This is a genomic window from Enterobacter sp. E14S (assembly GCF_055666685.1).
Window position 1 is genome coordinate 136988 of the sequence record NZ_JBVODQ010000002.1, and the last position, 20047, is coordinate 157034.

Below are 20047 nucleotides of genomic sequence, written 5' to 3' on the forward strand. Positions count from 1 at the left end.
ACCTCAACGAAAAAAGTCGGAATAAAGGGTTTCACTGAAACCCAGCAGCATAGGCTGCCCTGGCGCGCAGAGCAATGGGCGTTTGATAATTGCCGGCATCTCGAGCATCAGTTTTGCCGCGCTGTCGGCGTCGTTGATGCTGGCGCGCAGAGATTCGTCCAGCTTACGCCAGGTGGTGCCGCGCGTGTTCAGCAGTGCTTCCCACCCCAGTTCGCCGATTGCGCTATGCAGAAATTCTGCATCAAGCCCTTCGGCACGGTAATCGTGGAAGCGATACTCCACGCCGTTTGCTTCCAGCCAGCGGCGGGCTTTTTTGATGGTGTCGCAATTTTTAATGCCGTACATCACAACCATGGTGAATCCTTTTGACCTAATGATGATTAAATGTTCAGTAAATTCGAAGATATATCCTTAAGTGGAATATAACACATTCAGGAATCGTCTGGATTTACACTTCTTCTTAATTCAACTCACATCTGTACGCTGAATATTCTTTCACCCTTTAAGCATAGATGTCCATAAAGTTTAAATTTCGAATAAACTCAGCGGGTAAAATAAAACTCACCCGTTTGGAGGGTTATTTCAAAATATTGCCAGCCGTCACAAAAAATTGAGGCCTCTCCGTTCATATTTATCATAAATCCCCGCAGGACGTGGGGTACAATCACAGCAATTGGTTAAATAGTCTTCACAATGATGGTCCGTTTTTGTAGAATGCGCATAATAATAAGAGAGGTTGTTATGATTGAACGTGAACTGGGGAACTGGAAAGATTTTATCGAAGGCATGCTTCGTAATGACATTCAGTAAGAATTGCAAGAGCACTAAAATAAGTAAAATAACCATAGTGTGAATTAATCACACAATAAAAAGGCGGCCGATAAAGCCGCCTTTTTTTATTTCAATCACTTACTCAGCGCGTTCCTTTAACGGGAAGCGACGACGCACCAGCACAAAGAACAACGGCACGAAGTAAATGGCCAGGATGGTTGCCGAAATCATGCCGCCCATCACCCCCGTCCCGACGGCATGCTGGCTGCTGGAGCCTGCACCCGTACTGGTTGCCATCGGCAGTACGCCAAAGACAAACGCCAGCGACGTCATCAGGATCGGGCGTAAGCGCTGACGGCAGGCGTGCAGCGTGGCGGCCATCAGCTCGTGGCCTTTGGCATTCATCTCGTTGGCAAATTCAACGATCAGAATGGCGTTTTTCGCCGATAGCCCAATTACGGTGAGCAGACCCACCTGGAAGTAAACATCGTTCTCGAGGCCGCGCATCCAGGTCGCCAGCAGCGCACCGATAACCCCAAGCGGCACGACCAGCATGACGGAGAACGGGACTGACCAGCTTTCATACAGTGCGGCAAGGCAGAGGAAGACCACCAGCAGAGAGAGCGCGTAAAGTGCGGGAGCCTGTGCTCCGGAGAGACGCTCCTGGTAGGACATGGCCGTCCACTCCAGACCAAAACCGGCGGGCAGCTGCTGGACCAGTTTTTCCATGGTATCCATAGCGGTACCGGTACTGACGCCCGGCGCGGCTTCCCCGACGATTTCAACCGCAGAGTAGCCGTTATAGCGCTCCAGCCGCGGCGAGCCGCTCTCCCAGTGCGAGGTGGCAAACGCCGAAAACGGCACCATGCCGCCAGCGTTATTCCTGACAAACCAGCGGTTTATATCATCCGGCAGCATGCGGAACGGCGCGGCGGACTGGACATACACTTTTTTCACGCGGCGCGATCCATAAAGTCATTCACATAGCTCGAGCCCCACGCCGTCTGCAGGGTGTCGTTGATATCGTTGATCGAGACGCCCAGCGCCTGCGCCTTACGCTGATCGATATCCACCTGGAGCTGTGGGCTGTCGTCAAGACCGTTATGGCGGACGCGGGTCAGGCCAGGATCGTTGCCCGCCAGCGCTAACAGCTTATCGCGTGCCGCCATCAGCGCCGTGTGGCCCGCACCGGCGTGATCCTGCAGCTCCATATCAAACCCGGCGGAACTGCCCAGACCGCTTATCGCCGGCGGGCTGCTGGCGAAGACGCGCGCCTCTTTAATATGCGCAAAGGCTTTGGTCGCGCGCTCAATAATGGCAAATGACGTTCCCGTTCGGGTATCGCGCTCGTCCCAGTCCTTCAGGCGGACGAACATGCGGGCGACGTTCTGCCCGTTTCCGCCCGGGCCAGAGCCCACGGTGGAGAAGACCGACACAACGTTATCTTTCTCTTTGGTGAAGAAGTACTGCTCCACTTTCTGGACCACTTTCAGCGTCTGCTGCTGCGTTGCGCCGCTCGGGAGCTGCACCGAGGTGGTGAACATGCCCCGGTCTTCCATAGGCAGGAACGAGGTGGGGAGATGCATAAACAGCCAGACCATGCCGCCCAGCAGCACAACGTAAATCATCATCCAGCGCAGGCTGCGATGGAGCACGCCACCGACGGCAGATTCATACCGCGCGGCATTGCGGTTGAACATCCGGTTAAACCAGCCGAAAAACCCTTTTTGCCCGTGCTGCTCTCCTTTGTGCAGCGGTTTCAGAATGGTGGCGCACAGCGCAGGGGTGAGGATCAGCGCCACCAGCACGGAGAGCACCATCGCCGAGACAATGGTTATCGAGAACTGACGGTAAATCGCCCCTGTTGTGCCGCCAAAGAAGGCCATCGGGATAAAGACGGCCGACAGCACCATCGCGATACCGACCAGCGCCCCCTGAATTTGCCCCATGGATTTGCGCGTCGCCTGGCGCGGCGAGAGTCCTTCTTCGCTCATGATGCGCTCGACGTTTTCGACCACCACGATGGCATCATCCACCAGAAGGCCAATCGCCAGCACCATCGCAAACATCGTCAGGGTGTTAATGCTGTACCCGAACGCGTAAAGCACCGCAAAGGTCCCCAGCAGCACCACGGGAACGGCAATGGTTGGGATCAGCGTCGCGCGGAAGTTTTGCAGGAACAGGTACATCACCAGGAACACCAGCGCGATGGCTTCCAGCAGGGTCTTCACCACGTCCTCAATCGACGCTTTAACGAAGGAGGTGGTTTCATAGGCGACTTTGTACTCCAGCCCGTGCGGGAAATACTGTGAAAGTTCGTCCAGACGGTCCAGCACCAGTTTCGCCGTGGCCATTTCGTTTGCGCCCGAGGCAAGTTTAATCCCCAGACCGGAGGCCTGGTTGCCGTTAAAGCGGCTCAGGTAGTCGTATTTTTCCGCCCCCATTTCCACCGTGGCGACATCGCCCAGACGCACTTCCGACCCATCCTGATTCACGCGCAGGGTGATGTTGCGGAACTGGTCCGGCGTCTGCAGCAGGGATTGTGAATTGATGGTGGCGTTCAGGGCCTGCTTATCGACGGACGGCGTTCCCCCCAGTTGCCCCACCGCAATCTGGGCGTTCTGGGCCTTGATGGCATTCGTCACGTCGGTTGCCGTCATCTGGACGCTGTTCAGCTTGTTGGGATCGAGCCAGATGCGCATAGAGTACTGTGAGCCGTAGGCGTCGATATCCCCGACGCCGTTAATACGGCTGATGGGATCCTGAATATTACTGGCGACGTAGTCTGCAATGTCCTGCTTATCCATCGAACCATCTGTCGAGACAAACGCGATGGTCAAAATATTGGTGTCACCGGTTTTACGCACGGTCACGCCCTGATTCTGCACCGCCTGGGGCAGCTTGCGCATGGCCGACTGCAGCTGGTTTTGTACCTGCTGCACCGCTTCGTCCGGGTCGGTGCCTGCCTTAAAGCTCAGGGTAACCGTCGCCTGGCCCGTGGCGCTACTTTGTGAGGACATGTACATCAGGTTATCAAGACCCGTCATGTTCTGCTCGATAACCTGCGTCACGGTGTTTTCCAGCGTTTGTGCGGAAGCGCCGGGGTAGTTTGCCGTTACGCGCACGTTAGGCGGTGCCAGATCGGGGTATTGCTCAACAGGAAGTGAAGTAATCGCCAGGACACCTGTCAGACACAACAGGATGGCAAGCACCCAGGCAAAAATGGGGCGATCGATGAAAAAATTCGCCATGAAAGTGTGACCTCGTTTTGCTGCACGTCATTATTGTTTATTGCCCGCATAACTTTAGCGGTAAGGCCCAGGTCAAACGTGGAGAAATAAAGGAGATAATGTAAATTATCATGCGCTTTTTCCTGCGCGTCCTCCTTTACCGTTATTTACCCGTTAACGGCGCGGGCGCCGGGAACGTCACGCTGACCAGCGTGCCGCCGTTTTGCGGCTGCGAGAAGTGCAGCATCCCGCCGAGCCGCTGCGCGCGTTCTCGCATAATGTTCAGGCCGTAATGTCCCGGCGGCTCGCTGGCTTCGCCAATCCCGATGCCGTTGTCACGAATGCTGACGCTGTGCGTACCGTCCACGGCGGTCACGCAGCTGACGGTGATCTCGCTGGCCTGCGCGTGCTTAATGGCGTTCAGCACGGCCTCACGCACGATCTGCAGCAAATGCACCTGCTTTTGCGCGTCCAGCGCCAGCGAGGAGAGGCGGCAGTCGAGATGCAGCTTCGCCTGCGTCTGGCTCTGCAGGACGTCGAGGGACTCCTGCAGCGCCGCGGGTAAGTTTGCGTGGTTGAGCGTCAGGCGGAAGGTGGTAAGCAGCTCGCGCAGCTGCTGCCAGGCATTGTTCAGCTCGCGGGAGAAGTCGCTGATGATGGTCTGCGCCGGGATATTTTCCTCGGGCACGGCGCGTTTGAGCAGCGCAAGCTGAATGCGCAGATACGACAGCACCTGCGCCAGCGAATCGTGCAGCTCGCGTGCAATGGTGGCGCGCTCTTCCATCAGCAGCAGCTGCTGGTAATGTTTTTGCGCCTGGTTAAAGTACAGCCCGCGCCCGAGCATGGTCGCCACGCTTCTCATCAGCGGAAGGGGAACGCTGTCCGTCTCGCTTTGCCAGCGCAGCTCGCCATAAAGGGTGTCCTGCATCAGTACCGGCAGGTGCTGCAACGGAATGCTATGTGACTCCGTCCCTTCAGACAGCCGCCAGTCGTCGCTGGTGCGCAGTTCGAGATAATTCATTTGCGTATAGTCATGGACAATCTGCAGGATATGCCGAAAGCAGTGGCTGTCTATCTGGCCGGTATTCAGCGCCTGAGAGCATTTGAACAGCATGTCGAGCTGCTGGCTTCATGCAAATGCCGCGTCTTTTCCGCGACCGAGGCTTCGAGCGAACGGTAGAGCGTAGCCAGCTCGGCGGACATGTGGTTGAAGGCGCGGGAGAGTTGGCCCAGCTCGTTTGGCAGGGCGGTATCCGGCGCCGGGGTTGTAAATTCCCCACGCTCAACCCGTTCGCTGGCCGCTACCAGATTGTTAAGCGGCAACACCACCTGGCGACGGATGCGTCGCAGGGTAAACAGCGTCAGGAGCAGGATCCCGAGGGCGCCCGCCAGCGAGAGCAGGGTCACCGTCTGAATTTTATGTTCGGTGTAGTGCTGAAGGGCGAGCACAAAGGCATCAATGCGGCCGACAAAATCCTCAATGTGGGTTTGATACCACGCGCTGTCGCCGCGGGCGATGCGCGCATCCATCTCCAGCCAGGCCACGTGCAGCTGCTGGTAGCGCGCTTTAACATTGTCCGGGACGTACCAGCGGTTCAGCTTCTGCAGGGCAGGCGCGCTCAGCGTCCGTTGCCAGCTGTCGCGATGCGCGGCAAGGGCAGGGCTGTTGCGCTGCATCTCGTAGCCCAGACGATAGCTCTGCATGCGCAGCGAACCCGCGATATTAATAGCTTCGGCGTCACGCTGGCTGCTGGCTAGCGTCAGCAGCGCGACGGTGCTGGTCAGCACCGATAAGGCAATTATCGAAAAGAAAGCCCAGGCAAGGCTTCCGGAAACGGGTCGTTTGACGGTCACAGAACGGCTCTCTGAATAAAATTGATCTGCTACAGGTTCACTGTAAATAATTTGGCATTCCGGGCATTTGAACATTGCCCGATCGCGCCGTGATGCGTAAATACCATATTCATACAAAGAATAAGGTTATTGAACCAAAAACAGGTGTGGTTATGAATCGTTTTATTATGGCTAACAGCCAGCAGTGCATCGGGTGTCGCGCCTGCGAAGTGGCCTGCGTGATGGCGCACAACGATGAGCAGCACGTCCTGAGCGAGCGCCATTTTCATCCCCGCATTACGGTCCTGAGGTCCGGCGAGAAGAGTAGCCCCGTCACCTGTCATCACTGTGAAAACGCGCCCTGCGCGCAAAGCTGTCCGAACGGCGCCATCAGCAAATGCGATGACAGCGTACAGGTGAATCAACAAAAATGCATCGGCTGTAAGGCCTGCGTGGTGGCCTGCCCGTTTGGCACGATGGAGATTATCGTCACCCCGCTCGACAGCGGCGGCGTGAAGGCCTCGGCGAATAAATGCGATCTCTGTCTGAAGCGCCCACACGGCCCGGCCTGTATCGAAAATTGCCCGGCAGATGTCCTCTCCCTGGCGACGTCAGCTGTTCTTGATAATCTGGTGAAATCGCGCCGCCAGCGCACGGCCTGCCAGGAGGCGCAGCCCTGGCACGCGGAAGCCGTCAGAGAGGACGCTTCGCGCACCAAACTGCATCAGATGCAAACAACCCCGCCACGCGGCGAGCCCGACAAGCTGGCTGCCGCAGAACGCGTGGGCCATTTTAACGAAATTTACCTGCCGTTCCGGGACGGGCAGGCCGCCCGCGAGGCGTCGCGCTGCCTGAAATGCGGCGAGCACAGCATTTGCGAATGGACCTGCCCGCTGCATAACCATATCCCGCAGTGGATCGAGCGCCTCAACGCGGGGGATATCGCCGGCGCGGTCGAGCTTTCACATCAGACCAACTGTTTACCTGAAATTACCGGCCGCGTCTGTCCGCAGGACCGATTATGCGAGGGTGCCTGCACAATACGTGAAGAGGCGGGATCCGTGACCATCGGTAACATCGAGCGCTATATCTCCGATCGGGCGCTGGCGACGGGCTGGCGGCCGGATATGTCCGCCGTCACGCCGACAGGTAAACGTGTCGCGATCGTCGGCGCGGGCCCCGCCGGGCTGGCGTGCGCCGACGTGCTGGCGCGCAGCGGCGCGAGTGTGACGGTCTATGACCGGCATCCGGAAATTGGCGGATTGCTGACCTTTGGTATCCCGGCATTCAAGCTGGACAAATCGCTGCTCGCGCGGCGCAGAGAGATATTTACCGCGATGGGGATCCGCTTCGAGCTGAACTGCGAGGTGGGCCAGGATGTGTCGATGTTGCAGTTAAAGAACGAGTACGACGCCCTGTTTATTGGCGTAGGAACCTACCGCTCGATGAAGGCGGGTATCCCGCATGAAGACGCGCCTGGGGTTTATGACGCGCTGCCTTTCCTTGTAGGTAACACGCGGCATGTTATGGGGCTGGAGTCGACGGCCAGCGAACCGTTTATCGATACCCAGGGCTTAAACGTGGTGGTGCTTGGCGGGGGCGATACCGCGATGGACTGCGTCCGCACCGCGTTACGCCACGGCGCGGCAAAGGTGACCTGCGCCTATCGTCGGGATGAGGCCAATATGCCGGGCTCGAAGAAAGAGGTGAAGAACGCCCGAGAAGAGGGCGCGGCGTTTGAATTTAACGTCCAGCCGGTTGAGCTGACGCTGGATCCGAACGGTAAGGTCAGCGGTATCCGGATGCTGCGTACCGAGCTCGGTGAGCCGGACGCGAAGGGACGGCGTCGACCGGTTCCCGTGGCGGGCAGCGAGTTTGTGATGGCGGCGGATGCGGTCATCATGGCGTTTGGTTTTAACCCGCACGCGATGCCGTGGCTGCAGGCGCAGGGTGTCGAAACGGACGACCGGGGGCGGATCGTTGCTTCGGTCGAGAGCCGCTACCGTTACCAGACGACTAACCCACAGATCTTCGCCGGGGGCGATGCGGTTCGCGGCGCGGATCTGGTGGTGACCGCAATGGCGGAAGGGAGACATGCGGCGCAGGGGATACTGGACTGGCTTGGGGTTAACGCCCCAAAACATCATTAAACCGGCGGGCGACAAAGCGGGATTCACGGCGTAGTATAGGACGACTCATTGTGCTGTGGAGCCCGTATGACCCTGAAAATTGACGTTATCAAAGACAAAATTCTCTCTGAAAACTACTTTGTCCTGCGTAACATCACCTATGACCTTACGCGTAACAACGGTGAGGTGATCCGCCACAAACGCGAGGTCTACGACCGCGGCAACGGGGCAACCATTCTGCTCTATAACCGTGAAAAGCAGAGCGTGGTGCTGATCCGTCAGTTCAGGGTGGCGACATGGGTTAATGGCAACCCTGACGGACGTCTGATTGAAACCTGCGCGGGCCTGCTCGATGATGATGAGCCGGAAGTTTGTATCCGCAAAGAGGCCGTGGAAGAGACCGGCTTCGAAGTGGGCGAGGTCAAAAAGGTCTTCGAGCTGTTTATGTCGCCGGGCGGCGTAACGGAAATTGTGCATTTCTTCATCGCGGAATACAGCGACGCGCAGCGCACTCACCGGGGCGGTGGCGTGGAGGATGAAGATATCGAAGTGCTGGAGCTTCCTTTTGTCCGGGCGCTGGAAATGATGCGTTCAGGCGAAATCAGGGATGGTAAAGCGGTGATATTACTGCAGTATTTACAGACAACCGGGCTGATGAACACCACTTTCGAACGGATATAGCCTGTTTTTCGGGTATATCTGATAAATCCGATTGAGCAACCCCGGCGGGAACACGAAGATACTGCCCAGTTAAGCGTTTTCGTTCCGGGATTGTGTCATTCATGCGCTACAGCGTCTTTTTGTTTTACCTGTTTTGTGTGCTCCTCGCGCCGCAGGTGCGGGCTGCACCTGCCCAGCAAGCCTTCTCCGACTGGCAGGTAACCTGCAATAACCAGAATTTTTGCCTCGCACGCAATACCGGTGAACACCGTGGTCTGGTCATGACGCTCACCCGTAGCGCCGGGGCGAAAACGGACGCCACGCTGCGTATCGATCTCGGCGGCCTTGGTGCGCCCTCGGTCAAAGAGCCAGAGATTGCCCCCCGGCTGCTGCTGGATAACGTTCCCCTGAAGCTGGACAAACAGCGCTGGCAGCTCACGCCCTGGCATCTTAAAACGGACGATGCGGCTACCATCACCGCCTTTCTGAAAAACATCCAGGAAGGGAAGGCCCTGACCCTGCGCGACGGTAAGCAAGTTATTTCGCTGAGCGGTCTGAAAGCCGCGCTGCTGTTCATTGATGCGCAGCAAAAGCGCGTCGGCAGTGAAACCGCGTGGATCAAGAAAGGTGACGATCCGCCGTTGAGCGTTCCGCCTGCTCCTGCCCTTAAAAAGGTGGCGGTCGTCAACCCGACCCCGACGCCGCTCTCCCACGCCGAACTGAACGACCTGCTGGACTATGGTACCGGACGGATGAACACCAGCCAGTGCTCGCTGGATCCTAACCGCCGGGAAGTGCGCGTCACCGCGTTAACCGATGACAAAGCGCTGCTGATCGTCAGCTGCGAGGCGGGGGCCTATAACACGGTCGATCTGGCGTGGCTGGTATCGCGTAAAAAACCGTTCACCGCGCGCAGCGTCAGGCTGCGTCTGCCGTTTACGCCGTCAGGCGACGGGAGCGAAATGGAGTTGATGAACGCCAGCTTCGATGAAAAGACGCGCGAGCTGACAACGCTCGCGCTGGGGCGCGGTTTGGGCGATTGCGGGATCCAGACGCGCTGGCGTTTTGACGGCCAGCGCTTCCGCCTGGTGCGCTACGCCGAGGAACCCAGCTGCGACAACTGGAACGGGCCAGATGCCTGGCCCACGCTGTGGATCACGCGGTAAAGCATTAAAGCACGCTCAGCGCCTTCTCCACCACGTTCTCAACGGTAAAGCCGAAGTACGGGAACAGCTTATCGGCAGGGGCGGATTCACCGTAACCCCGCATGCCGACAATCGCCCCTTTGAGCCCGACATACTTGTACCAGTAGTCGGCAATACCGGCTTCCACCGCTACGCGAGCCGCAACGCTGGACGGCAGGACCGATTCCCGGTACGCCTCGTCCTGAGCGTCAAAAATATCCGTTGAGGGCAGGGACACCACGCGCACCGCGTGTCCTTCGGCAGTCAGTTTCTCCGCCGCTTTCACCGTAATTTCCACCTCGGACCCGGTCGCAATCAGGATCACGTCCGGCTTGCCGCCGCTGTCCTTCAGGATGTAGCCGCCGCGGGCGATGTTTTTCACCTGCTCCGGGGTTCGCTCAATCTGCGCCAGGTTCTGGCGTGACAGAATCAGTGCCGTTGGGCCATTATGGCGTTCCACCGCCAGCTTCCAGCCCACCGCCGCTTCGACCTGATCGCACGGACGCCAGGTGCTGAAGTTGGGCGTTAAGCGCAGGCTCGCCAGCTGTTCAACCGCCTGGTGCGTAGGCCCGTCTTCCCCGAGCCCGATGGAGTCGTGGGTATAGACCATAATCTGCCGCGCCTTCATTAAGGCCGCCATGCGCGCCGCGTTACGGGCATACTCGACGAACATCAGGAAGGTGGCGGTGTACGGCACAAACCCGCCGTGATGGGCGATGCCGTTGGCAATCGCGGTCATCCCGAACTCGCGCACGCCATAGTGGATGTAGTTCCCGGCGATGTCCTCTTTCAGCGATTTTGATCCCGACCAGATGGTCAGGTTGCTGGGCGCCAGATCCGCCGAGCCGCCGAGCAGTTCGGGCAGGAGAGGGCCGATTGCGTTCAGGGTATTTTGCGACGCCTTGCGGGTGGCGATTTTCGCCGGATTGGACTGCAGGTTTTCAATCAGCGCCTGGGTTTTATCGTCCCAGTCCTCCGGCAGGCCGCCGCTCATGCGGCGGGAAAACTCGGCGGCGAGATCCGGGTGCGCTTTTTTGTAGGCGGCAAACTTCTCGTTCCAGGACTGCTGGGCCTTTTCACCCGCCTCACGGGCATCCCAGGCTCTGTAGATCTCTTTCGGGATCTCAAACGGCGGATGTTTCCACCCCAGCTTCTGCCGGGTCAGCGCGACTTCCTCCTCGCCCAGCGCCGCGCCGTGCGCCTCCTCTTTGCCCGCCTTGTTCGGCGAGCCGAAGCCGATCACCGTGCGGCAGATAATCAGCGACGGTTTGTCCTTCACGCTCTGCGCTTCCTGAATCGCTTTTTTCACCGCCTCAGGATCGTGGCCGTCGATCTCGTGCACCACGTGCCAGTGGTAGGCTTCAAAGCGTTTTGCCGTGTCGTCGGTAAACCAGCCTTCGGTCTCCCCGTCGATGGAGATGCCGTTGTGATCGTAGAAGCCAATCAGCTTGCCGAGCCCCAGCGTGCCCGCCAGGGAGCAGACCTCGTGGGAGATCCCCTCCATCAGGCAGCCGTCGCCCATAAACACGTAGGTGTAGTGGTCGACAATCTCGTGGTCCGGCTGGTTAAACTGTGCCGCCAGCGTGCGTTCGGCAATCGCCAGCCCAACCGCATTGGCCAGCCCCTGACCGAGTGGCCCGGTCGTCGTTTCCACGCCCGGCGTATAGCCAATTTCCGGGTGCCCCGGCGTTTTGGAGTGCAGCTGGCGGAAGTTTTTCAGCTCCTCAAGCGGCAGATCGTAGCCGGAAAGGTGCAGCAGGCTGTAGAGCAGCATTGAGGCGTGACCGTTGGAGAGAATAAAGCGGTCGCGATCGTACCAGGTAGGGTCATTGGGGTTGTGCTTCAGAAAGTCGTTCCACAGCACTTCGGCAATATCAGCCATGCCCATCGGCGCGCCGGGGTGGCCGGAATTGGCTTTTTGCACGGCATCCATGCTGAGGGCGCGAATGGCATTGGCTAGCTCTTTACGGGACATAGTTCACTCCGTGGCAAGGTTAAAGTTTGGCGGCGAGAAGATCTTCAAGTTTGCGCTGGTCGACGGCGAACTGGCGGATGCCGTCCGCCAGTTTTTCCACGGCCATGGCGTCCTGATTGTGCTCCCAGCGGAACTCCGCTTCGGTCATGGCTTTCGGTTTTGGCAGAACGGTGGAGGTCGGCACCAGCTTGCGGATCACCGTTTCATCTTTGTCCTGTAGCTCCTGGAGCAGGTTAGGGGAGATGGTCAGACGGTCGCAGCCTGCCAGGGCGAGGATCTGCTCGGTACGGCGGAAGCTGGCCCCCATCACGATGGTTTCGTAGCGGTGCTGTTTGTAGTAGTCGTAGATATTACGGACCGATTTCACGCCCGGATCCTCATCCACCACGTACGGAACCATCGGCTGTTTCGCCTGATACCAGTCGTAGATGCGCCCGACAAACGGCGAGACGAGGAACACGCCCGCTTCAGCGCAGGCGCGTGCCTGGGCAAACGAGAACAGCAGCGTCAGGTTGCAGTGGATACCTTCTTTTTCCAGCACCTCTGCCGCGCGGATGCCTTCCCAGGTGGAGGCCAGCTTGATCAGAATGCGTGATTTATCGATCCCCTGCTCCTCGTACAGTTCCACCAGGCGACGCGCCTTATTAATGCTCTTTTCTTTATCGAACGAGAGGCGGGCGTCGACTTCGGTCGAGACGCGGCCCGGGATGCTTTTAAGAATTTCCGCACCAAAATTAACCGCCAGCTTATCGCTGGCTTCGGCGACCTGCTGCTCCTGCGTTTTCCCGCGCTGTTTACCGTAGGCAATGGCGTCATCAATCAGATGGCTAAAATGGGCAAGCCCTGCAGCTTTGAGCAGTAGCGAAGGGTTAGTGGTCGCGTCCTCCGGCTGATAGTGGCGAATCGACTCGATATCGCCGCTGTCTGCAACCACGGTGGTGAATTTTTTGATGCCGTCTAGCTGGTTCATAAATAATTACTCCTTGGAAATAAAAGAGTTAGATGAGTGCGTTAGTTCACACTTCTGGAAAAATCATGATGGACTTAACAAAAAAGCATAGCAGACGGGGGAGGCATTGCTTTTGAGACGGGTAACATGGCTGTTATAAATTGATAACAATTTTTAATGTGTGATGGTGAGAGTTTGGCTGCCTTCAAAGTTTAGGAGGCGGCCTGAGGCGATACTAGGCGGCACACCAGGGTGTGCATCAGGATCGCTTACGTCACCCTTTTGACCGATACGTGAAAGGAAAAATAAGATGGATGAGCAGTTGAAACAGAGTGCCCTCGATTTTCACGAGTTCCCTGTCCCGGGCAAAATCCAGGTCTCCCCAACCAAGCCGCTGGCAACCCAGCGCGATCTGGCGCTGGCCTATTCGCCGGGCGTCGCAGCCCCCTGTCTGGAAATCGAAAAAGACCCGCTGGCGGCCTACAAATACACCGCGCGCGGCAATCTTGTCGCCGTGATCTCTAACGGCACGGCGGTGCTGGGGCTGGGCAACATCGGCGCGCTGGCCGGTAAGCCGGTGATGGAAGGGAAAGGGGTACTGTTCAAGAAATTCGCCGGTATCGACGTGTTCGATATCGAGGTGGATGAACTCGATCCTGACAAATTTATCAACGTGGTGGCCGCGCTGGAGCCGACATTCGGCGGCATCAACCTGGAAGACATCAAAGCGCCGGAATGTTTCTATATCGAGCAGAAGCTGCGCGAGCGTATGAACATTCCCGTGTTCCATGATGACCAGCACGGAACCGCGATTATCAGCACCGCCGCAATTCTCAACGGCCTGCGCGTGGTAGAGAAAAATCTCTCCGACGTGCGCATGGTGGTCTCTGGCGCGGGCGCCGCGGCCATCGCCTGTATGAACCTGCTGGTGGCGCTGGGTATGCAGAAACACAACATTGTGGTCTGCGACTCCAAGGGCGTTATCTATAAAGACCGCGAGCCGAACATGGCGGAAACCAAAGCGGCGTACGCGGTCGACGACGACGGTAAGCGTACCCTGGACGACGTGATTGACGGCGCGGATATCTTCCTCGGCTGCTCGGGTCCGAAAGTACTGACCCAGGAGATGGTGAAGAAGATGGCGCGTGCGCCAATGATCCTGGCCCTGGCGAACCCGGAACCGGAAATCCTGCCGCCGCTGGCGAAAGCGGTGCGCGAAGACGCCATCATCTGTACCGGCCGTTCGGACTACCCGAACCAGGTCAACAACGTGCTCTGCTTCCCGTTCATCTTCCGCGGCGCGCTGGACGTTGGCGCAACGGCGATCAACGAAGAGATGAAGCTTGCCGCCGTTCACGCCATCGCGGAGCTGGCGCACGCCGAGCAGAGCGAAGTGGTTGCCTCTGCGTACGGCGATCAGGATCTGAGCTTCGGCCCGGACTACATCATTCCAAAACCGTTTGACCCGCGTCTGATTGTTAAGATTGCCCCAGCGGTGGCCAAAGCGGCGATGGACTCCGGCGTGGCGACGCGTCCGATTCACGATTTCGACGCCTACGTCGATAAGCTCACCGAGTTTGTCTATAAAACGAACCTGTTCATGAAGCCGATCTTCTCCCAGGCGCGCGCCGACGCGAAGCGCGTGGTGCTGGCGGAAGGGGAAGAGGCGCGCGTGCTGCACGCCACCCAGGAGCTGATCACCTTAGGCCTGGCGAAGCCGATCCTGATTGGTCGTCCGAGCGTGATCGAGATGCGTATTCAGAAGCTGGGCCTGCAGATTAAGCCGGGCGTCGACTTCGAGATCGTTAACAACGAATCCGATCCGCGCTTCAAAGAGTACTGGAGCGAATACTACGCGATCATGAAGCGCCGGGGGATCACCCAGGAACAGGCGCAGAAAGCGGTGATCAGCAACACGACGGTGATCGGCGCGATCATGGTTCATCGCGGCGAGGCGGACGCGCTGATCTGCGGCACCATCGGCGATTATCACGAGCACTTTAGCGTGGTGCAGGAGATCTTCGGCTATCGCGACGGCGTCCATACCGCCGGGGCGATGAACGCGCTGCTGCTGCCGAGCGGCAACACCTTTATTGCGGACACCTACGTTAACGACGATCCGACCCCGGACGAGCTGGCGGAAATCACGGTGATGGCCGCCGAGACCGTGCGTCGCTTTGGTATCGAGCCGAAGGTGGCGCTGCTGTCGCACTCTAACTTTGGTTCGTCTAAATCCGCGGCGGCCTGCAAAATGCGTCAGACGCTGGAGCTGGTGCGCGAGCGTGCGCCGGAGCTGATGATTGACGGGGAAATGCACGGCGATGCCGCGCTGGTGGAGAGCATCCGTAACGAACGTATGCCGGACAGCCCGCTGAAGGGATCGGCCAACATACTGATTATGCCGAACGTGGAAGCGGCGCGTATCAGCTACAACCTGCTGCGCGTCTCCAGCTCTGAAGGGGTGACCGTAGGGCCGGTACTGATGGGCGTGGCGAAACCGGTGCACGTGTTAACGCCGATTGCCTCCGTGCGCCGTATCGTGAATATGGTGGCGCTGGCGGTGGTTGAGGCGCAGACGCAGCCGCTGTAATTTTTACCCTCACCCTCACCCTCACCCTCACCCTCACCCTCACCCTAACCCTCTCCCTTTGGCAAAGGGCCGGGGTGAGGGGAGGGCTACACCCAGTCCCGAACCTGAATAAACTCACGCAAGGCAGCCTCCGGGCTGCCTTCTTTTGGTTCGTAGCAGTACTCCCAGCGCACCAGCGGCGGCATCGACATCAGAATCGACTCCGTGCGCCCCCCGGTCTGCAGACCGAACAGCGTCCCGCGATCCCATACCAGGTTGAACTCCACGTAGCGCCCGCGGCGGTAAAGCTGGAACTCGCGCTCGCGCACGCCGTAGTCGGTATTTTTACGGCGCTCGACGATGGGCAGATAAGCGTCGGTATACCCTTCGCCTACCGCGCGCATAAAGCTGAACGCGGTATCAAAATCAGGCGCGTTGAGATCGTCAAAGAACAGCCCGCCGATGCCGCGCTGCTCGTCGCGGTGCTTCAGGTAAAAGTAGTCGTCGCACCACTTTTTAAATTTCGGGTAGACGTCTTCGCCAAACGGCAGGCAAAGGTCCGCGCGGTGGTGTGCCAGTGCACGGCATCTTCTTCGAAGCCGTAGTAGGGCGTTAAATCGAAACCGCCGCCGAACCACCAGACCGGGTCGGCGCCTGGTTTTTCCGCAATGAAAAAGCGCACGTTGGCATGGCTGGTGGGCACGAACGGGTTGTGCGGGTGCACTACCAGCGAGACGCCCATCGCCTCGAAGCTGCGGCCCGCGAGTTCAGGACGATGCGCCGTCGCAGACGCGGGCATGGCGTCGCCGTGAACGTGGGAAAAATTCACGCCCGCCTGTTCGAAGATGCCGCCGTTTCGCAGCACCCGGCTGCGCCCGCCGCCTCCGGCCTCTCGCTGCCAGTTATCTTCCTGAAATTCACCGCCGTCTGCGGCAGCCAGTTTCTGGCAGATCTCATCCTGCAGCTGCAGAAGGAAGGTTTTGACCAGTTGAGCATCGGGTTTCATCAACGTTTCCTGGAGTGCGCTTTTTGGTTATCGAACCAGTTGAAGTAACTGATAATGCCGGAGGCGATGGCGTTGGCGATCTTCTGACGAAACGCCGTGGTGCCGAGGAGCCGCTCTTCTTCCGGGTTGGTAATGAAGGACGTTTCCACCAGCACGGACGGTATGGACGGCGATTTCAGGACCACGAACGCCGCCTGCTCGGTGCCTTTGCTGTGCAGACGATGCACTGGCTTAATCTTCTTCAGAATATGCGAGCCGAGCGTCAGGCTGTTTTTAATCGTATCCGTCTGCACGAGGTCGAACAGCACCTGCTGTAGCAGATGATCTTTGTCGGTGGCTTTCTTCCCGGCGACTTCATCCGCCCGGTTTTCGCGGTCGGAGAGGTATTTTGCCATGGCGCTACTGGCGCCACGGTTAGAGAGTGCAAACACCGAGGCGCCGGCCGCAGAAGGGTTGGTAAAGCCGTCGGCGTGAATCGACATAAACAGATCCGCACCGTGCTGGTGGGCGATCTCAACGCGGTCATACAGCGGAATAAAGGTGTCGCCAGAGCGCGTCAGACGGGCGTCAATGCCGTTGCTGCGTAAAATTGCGCGCACATTTTTTGCAATTGCCAGCACGACGTGTTTTTCTTTCGACCCGTTTTTGCCGATGGCGCCGGTATCAATACCGCCGTGGCCCGGGTCGAGCATTACCAGACGCTTCGCGCCCGGCTTTTTGGCTTTCGGTTTGCTGTGTCCGTTACTGGTTTTGAGCGTGCTCTCGTCTTTCGCCTGAGCCTGCTTTGCGATGCCCGTTAACGTTAAGGCCGCCAGCCCCGCTTTGAGAACCTGACGACGCGATGTGAGTGCTTTTAATGGTTTGAATGTGCTCATGCGGCCTGAATACTAAAAAATGGGGTCCTGGTGTTATATCGTATCGTGTTTCCCGTTACGACAGTCCATATTGATAATTGTTTTACTTTTCATTTCAATACGTGACAAAGTGACATTATGCCAAATTTTGGCGAGATTTTCCCCGGTTATTGGCGAAAGGCGAGCTTCACGCCATAATCACTGTTTTTAAACCCGAAAAGGCGGTTAATACCATGGAGATACGCGTTTTTCGCCAGGAAGATTTCGAAGAGGTGATCACCCTTTGGGAGCGCTGCGATCTGCTGCGTCCGTGGAACGATCCGGAAATGGATATCGAACGTAAGGTGAATCACGACGTCAGTCTGTTTCTGGTCGCGGAAGTCAATGGCGAGGTTGTGGGGACGGTCATGGGCGGTTACGACGGCCACCGCGGCTCGGCCTATTATCTGGGCGTCCACCCGGAATACCGTGGCCGCGGCATCGCCAATGCGCTGCTGAACCGGCTCGAGAAGAAGCTGATCGCCCGCGGCTGCCCGAAAATCCAGATCATGGTGCGGGAAGATAACGACGTGGTGCTGGGCATGTATGAGCGTCTGGGCTACGAGCACGCTGACGTGCTGACTCTGGGCAAGCGTTTGATCGAAGATGAAGAGTACTGAGATCCATCCGGCTGACTATGACGCGCAGGGCCGCGTCAGGCTGCCTTTTCTGTTCTGGTGCGTTCTGCTGCTACAGGCCCGCACCTGGGTGCTGTTTGTAATGGCCGGAGCGTCGCGCGGGCAGGGCGACACGCTGCTGAATCTCTTCTATCCCGATCACGATGCCTTCTGGATCGGATTACTGCCGGGCATTCCGGCCGTACTGGCGTTTTTGGTCAGCGGACGGCGGCATCTGATCCCTCGCTTTTGGGGTGCGCTTCGCTGGCTGCTGATCCTTGCCCAAATTGCGCTGCTCTTCTGGCAGCCGGTACTCTGGTGGTACGGTGAACCGCTGACGGGCACCGGCGTTGCGCTGGTGGTTGCCGATATTGTGGCCCTGCTGTGGCTGCTGACCAACCCGCGTCTTCGCGCCTGTTTTGCCCATCAGGATGATTAATCCGGCACTTTTTGCCGATGTCGCACTCCAACAAGCGTTGATTTAACAAGAAAGGACGTTTCAATGAAATCGCTGCGTTTACTTTTATGCGCTCTCCCGCTGGCGTTGACCGGCTGTTCGACGCTCTCCTCCATTAACTGGTCCGCTGCCTATCCGTGGAACTGGTTTGGCTCATCAACGGAAGTCACCGAGCAGGGCGTGGGGAAAATTACCGCCGCGACGGCGCTGGATCAGGACGCTATTCAGGATGCGCTCAGCGGCGATTACCGCCTGCGCAGCGGCATGAAAACGGAGAATGGCAATATTGTTCGCTATTACGAAGCGCTGAAGGGCGACAAGCTGGCGCTGGTGATTAACGGTGACAAAGGCACCGTAAACCGTATCGCTGTAATGGATGACGATATTCCGACGGCGAGCGGTGTGAAGGTGGGTACGCCGTTCAGCGACCTTTATAAGCAGGCCTTTGGCAACTGCACCAGTCTGCCGTCTGACGACAAGGTCGCGGTGGAATGTAAGGCTGAAGGCAGCCAGCACATCAGCTATGTCTTCACCGGAACCTGGAGCGGCCCGGAAGGTCTGATGCCGTCCGACGACACGCTTAAGAGCTGGAAAGTGAGCAAAATACTCTGGAAGCAGTAATTTGCGCCTGAACAAACCGCCTCGCTGAAATCCGGGTATAATAGCCGCCATCAATGCCACGCTGACGTGGCATCTTTATTTCAGGAGGAGCGATGTCTCAGGTTCAGAGCGGCATTTTGCCAGAACATTGCCGCGCGGCGATTTGGATTGAAGCCAATGTTAAAGGGGACGTGGATGCCCTGCGTGCGGCCAGTAAAGCGTTTGTTGATAAGCTGGCCACCTTCCAGGCCAAATTCCCGGAAGCGCACCTCGGCGCCGTTGTTGCCTTTGGCAATAACGTCTGGCGTCAGCTGAGCGGTGGCGAAGGGGCGGAAGAGCTAAAAGACTTCATCCCTTACGGCAAAGGTCTGGCTCCGGCGACCCAGTACGACGTGCTGATTCACATTCTCTCCCTGCGTCACGACGTGAACTTCTCCGTTGCCCAGGCGGCAGTAGCGGCCTTTAGCGACAGCGTTGAGGTGCAGGAAGAGGTTCACGGCTTCCGCTGGGTGGAAGAGCGCGATCTGAGCGGCTTCGTCGACGGCACCGAAAACCCGGCGGGTGAAGAGACGCGTCGTGAAGTCGCGGTAATCAAAGACGGCGTGGACGCGGGCGGCAGCTACGTGTTCGTGCAGCGCTGGGAGCACAACCTCAAGCAGCTTAACCGTATGAGCGTGCACGACCAGGAGATGATGATTGGCCGCACTAAAGAAGCCAACGAAGAGATCGACGGCGACGACCGTCCTGTAACCTCTCACCTGTCCCGCGTTGATCTCAAAGAGGACGGCAAAGGGCTGAAGATTGTTCGCCAGAGCCTGCCGTACGGTACCGCAAGCGGCACGCACGGCCTCTACTTCTGCGCCTACTGCGCGCGCCTGCACAACATTGAGCAGCAGCTGCTGAGCATGTTTGGCGATACCGACGGCAAGCGCGACGCCATGCTGCGCTTCACTAAACCGGTGACCGGCGGCTACTACTTTGCGCCGTCCGTTGAGCGTCTGCTGGCGCCGTAATGTCCTTTCTCCCTCTCCCTGCGGGAGAGGGCTGGGGTGAGGGCATCAGGCCTCACCCTTATTCCCTTTTCTGCTTGTAAATCACCAAACGGTATATAAAACCGTTACTCCTTTCATCCCCGTTATAAATATTATGACTATAAGATAGTCATCACATTTAT

Annotated in this window: 13 protein-coding genes and 3 pseudogenes; 9 read left to right on the plus strand and 7 right to left on the minus strand. The window is 58.0% G+C overall.

Features of this window, described 5'->3' with window-relative positions; all coding sequences use genetic code 11:
- Positions 1 to 3: 3 nt before the first annotated feature.
- Positions 4 to 354, minus strand: coding sequence for an ArsC family reductase (locus ACZ6J2_RS05865; protein WP_471725152.1), 351 nt, complete (start codon positions 352 to 354; stop codon positions 4 to 6).
- Between the two features lie 387 nt (positions 355 to 741).
- On the opposite strand from ACZ6J2_RS05865, the gene ypfM reads away from it, so the two are divergent.
- Positions 742 to 810, plus strand: coding sequence for a protein YpfM (gene ypfM, locus ACZ6J2_RS05870; protein ID WP_436713925.1), 69 nt, complete (start codon positions 742 to 744; stop codon positions 808 to 810).
- Positions 811 to 909: 99 nt separating this feature from the next.
- Here the strand turns inward: ypfM and acrD are convergent.
- Positions 910 to 4022, minus strand: a pseudogene (acrD, locus tag ACZ6J2_RS05875) (multidrug efflux RND transporter permease AcrD).
- Between the two features lie 142 nt (positions 4023 to 4164).
- Positions 4165 to 5855 (minus strand): annotated as a pseudogene (gene narQ, locus ACZ6J2_RS05880) (nitrate/nitrite two-component system sensor histidine kinase NarQ).
- Between the two features lie 152 nt (positions 5856 to 6007).
- Here narQ and aegA point away from each other — a divergent pair.
- The 3 genes from aegA to ACZ6J2_RS05895 all read left to right on the plus strand — a co-directional run bounded on the left by aegA (position 6008) and on the right by ACZ6J2_RS05895 (position 9789).
- Positions 6008 to 7984 (plus strand): formate-dependent uric acid utilization protein AegA, encoded by a 1977-nt coding sequence (gene aegA, locus ACZ6J2_RS05885; RefSeq protein ID WP_471725154.1) that lies wholly within the window; start codon positions 6008 to 6010, stop codon positions 7982 to 7984.
- 66 nt (positions 7985 to 8050) lie between these two features.
- Positions 8051 to 8644 (plus strand): GDP-mannose pyrophosphatase NudK, encoded by a 594-nt coding sequence (gene nudK / locus ACZ6J2_RS05890; RefSeq protein WP_471725155.1) that lies wholly within the window; start codon positions 8051 to 8053, stop codon positions 8642 to 8644.
- A 101-nt stretch (positions 8645 to 8745) separates the two neighbouring features.
- Positions 8746 to 9789 carry a DUF1176 domain-containing protein gene (locus tag ACZ6J2_RS05895; protein ID WP_471725157.1) on the plus strand — a complete coding sequence of 348 codons (1044 nt, stop codon included), beginning with the start codon at positions 8746 to 8748 and terminating at the stop codon, positions 9787 to 9789.
- 4 nt (positions 9790 to 9793) lie between these two features.
- On the opposite strand, the gene tkt is transcribed toward ACZ6J2_RS05895, so the two are convergent.
- Entirely contained in the window at positions 9794 to 11782 is a 1989-nt protein-coding gene (gene tkt / locus ACZ6J2_RS05900) for a transketolase (protein WP_471725159.1), read from the minus strand.
- Between the two features lie 19 nt (positions 11783 to 11801).
- Positions 11802 to 12752, minus strand: a complete 951-nt coding sequence (gene tal / locus ACZ6J2_RS05905) for a transaldolase (protein WP_471725161.1) — start codon at positions 12750 to 12752, stop codon at positions 11802 to 11804.
- 289 nt (positions 12753 to 13041) lie between these two features.
- On the opposite strand from tal, the gene maeB reads away from it, so the two are divergent.
- Positions 13042 to 15321 (plus strand): NADP-dependent oxaloacetate-decarboxylating malate dehydrogenase, encoded by a 2280-nt coding sequence (maeB, locus tag ACZ6J2_RS05910; RefSeq protein WP_023308741.1) that lies wholly within the window; start codon positions 13042 to 13044, stop codon positions 15319 to 15321.
- Positions 15322 to 15407: 86 nt separating this feature from the next.
- On the opposite strand, the pseudogene hemF reads toward maeB, so the two are convergent.
- Both hemF and amiA read right to left on the minus strand, forming a co-directional pair.
- Positions 15408 to 16306 (minus strand): annotated as a pseudogene (gene hemF / locus ACZ6J2_RS05915) (oxygen-dependent coproporphyrinogen oxidase).
- Entirely contained in the window at positions 16306 to 17181 is an 876-nt protein-coding gene (amiA, locus tag ACZ6J2_RS05920; protein ID WP_024907603.1) for an N-acetylmuramoyl-L-alanine amidase AmiA, read from the minus strand. Before amiA ends, hemF begins: the two are co-directional and overlap by 1 nt.
- Before the next feature lie 212 nt (positions 17182 to 17393).
- Here amiA and ACZ6J2_RS05925 point away from each other — a divergent pair, with 212 nt between their 5' ends.
- The 4 genes from ACZ6J2_RS05925 (at position 17394) to ACZ6J2_RS05940 (ending at position 19886) form a co-directional block, all read left to right on the plus strand.
- Positions 17394 to 17819 carry a GNAT family acetyltransferase gene (locus ACZ6J2_RS05925; protein ID WP_024907604.1) on the plus strand — a complete coding sequence of 142 codons (426 nt, stop codon included), beginning with the start codon at positions 17394 to 17396 and terminating at the stop codon, positions 17817 to 17819.
- Entirely contained in the window at positions 17806 to 18255 is a 450-nt protein-coding gene (locus ACZ6J2_RS05930; RefSeq protein WP_471725163.1) for a DUF2919 domain-containing protein, read from the plus strand. The genes ACZ6J2_RS05925 and ACZ6J2_RS05930 overlap by 14 nt, the downstream gene beginning before the upstream one ends.
- A gap of 63 nt (positions 18256 to 18318) precedes the next feature.
- Positions 18319 to 18894 (plus strand): RpoE-regulated lipoprotein, encoded by a 576-nt coding sequence (locus ACZ6J2_RS05935; RefSeq protein ID WP_448159588.1) that lies wholly within the window; start codon positions 18319 to 18321, stop codon positions 18892 to 18894.
- A 92-nt stretch (positions 18895 to 18986) separates the two neighbouring features.
- Positions 18987 to 19886: a Dyp-type peroxidase gene (locus ACZ6J2_RS05940; protein WP_471725165.1), complete on the plus strand. Its 900-nt coding sequence runs from the start codon at positions 18987 to 18989 to the stop codon at positions 19884 to 19886.
- Positions 19887 to 20047: the final 161 nt, after the last annotated feature.

Excerpts from the sequence above, each read along its gene's own strand:
- ACZ6J2_RS05930 (WP_471725163.1), top strand. The coding sequence starts at position 17,806 with ATGAAGAGTACTGAGATCCATCCGGCTGACTATGACGCGCAGGGCCGC.
- maeB (WP_023308741.1), top strand. The coding sequence starts at position 13,042 with ATGGATGAGCAGTTGAAACAGAGTGCCCTCGATTTTCACGAGTTCCCT.
- aegA (WP_471725154.1), top strand. The coding sequence starts at position 6,008 with ATGAATCGTTTTATTATGGCTAACAGCCAGCAGTGCATCGGGTGTCGC.
- tkt (WP_471725159.1), bottom strand. The coding sequence starts at position 11,782 with ATGTCCCGTAAAGAGCTAGCCAATGCCATTCGCGCCCTCAGCATGGAT.
- ACZ6J2_RS05935 (WP_448159588.1), top strand. The coding sequence starts at position 18,319 with ATGAAATCGCTGCGTTTACTTTTATGCGCTCTCCCGCTGGCGTTGACC.
- ACZ6J2_RS05925 (WP_024907604.1), top strand. The coding sequence starts at position 17,394 with ATGGAGATACGCGTTTTTCGCCAGGAAGATTTCGAAGAGGTGATCACC.
- nudK (WP_471725155.1), top strand. The coding sequence starts at position 8,051 with ATGACCCTGAAAATTGACGTTATCAAAGACAAAATTCTCTCTGAAAAC.
- amiA (WP_024907603.1), bottom strand. The coding sequence starts at position 17,181 with ATGAGCACATTCAAACCATTAAAAGCACTCACATCGCGTCGTCAGGTT.
- tal (WP_471725161.1), bottom strand. The coding sequence starts at position 12,752 with ATGAACCAGCTAGACGGCATCAAAAAATTCACCACCGTGGTTGCAGAC.
- ACZ6J2_RS05940 (WP_471725165.1), top strand. The coding sequence starts at position 18,987 with ATGTCTCAGGTTCAGAGCGGCATTTTGCCAGAACATTGCCGCGCGGCG.
- ACZ6J2_RS05895 (WP_471725157.1), top strand. The coding sequence starts at position 8,746 with ATGCGCTACAGCGTCTTTTTGTTTTACCTGTTTTGTGTGCTCCTCGCG.
- ACZ6J2_RS05865 (WP_471725152.1), bottom strand. The coding sequence starts at position 354 with ATGGTTGTGATGTACGGCATTAAAAATTGCGACACCATCAAAAAAGCC.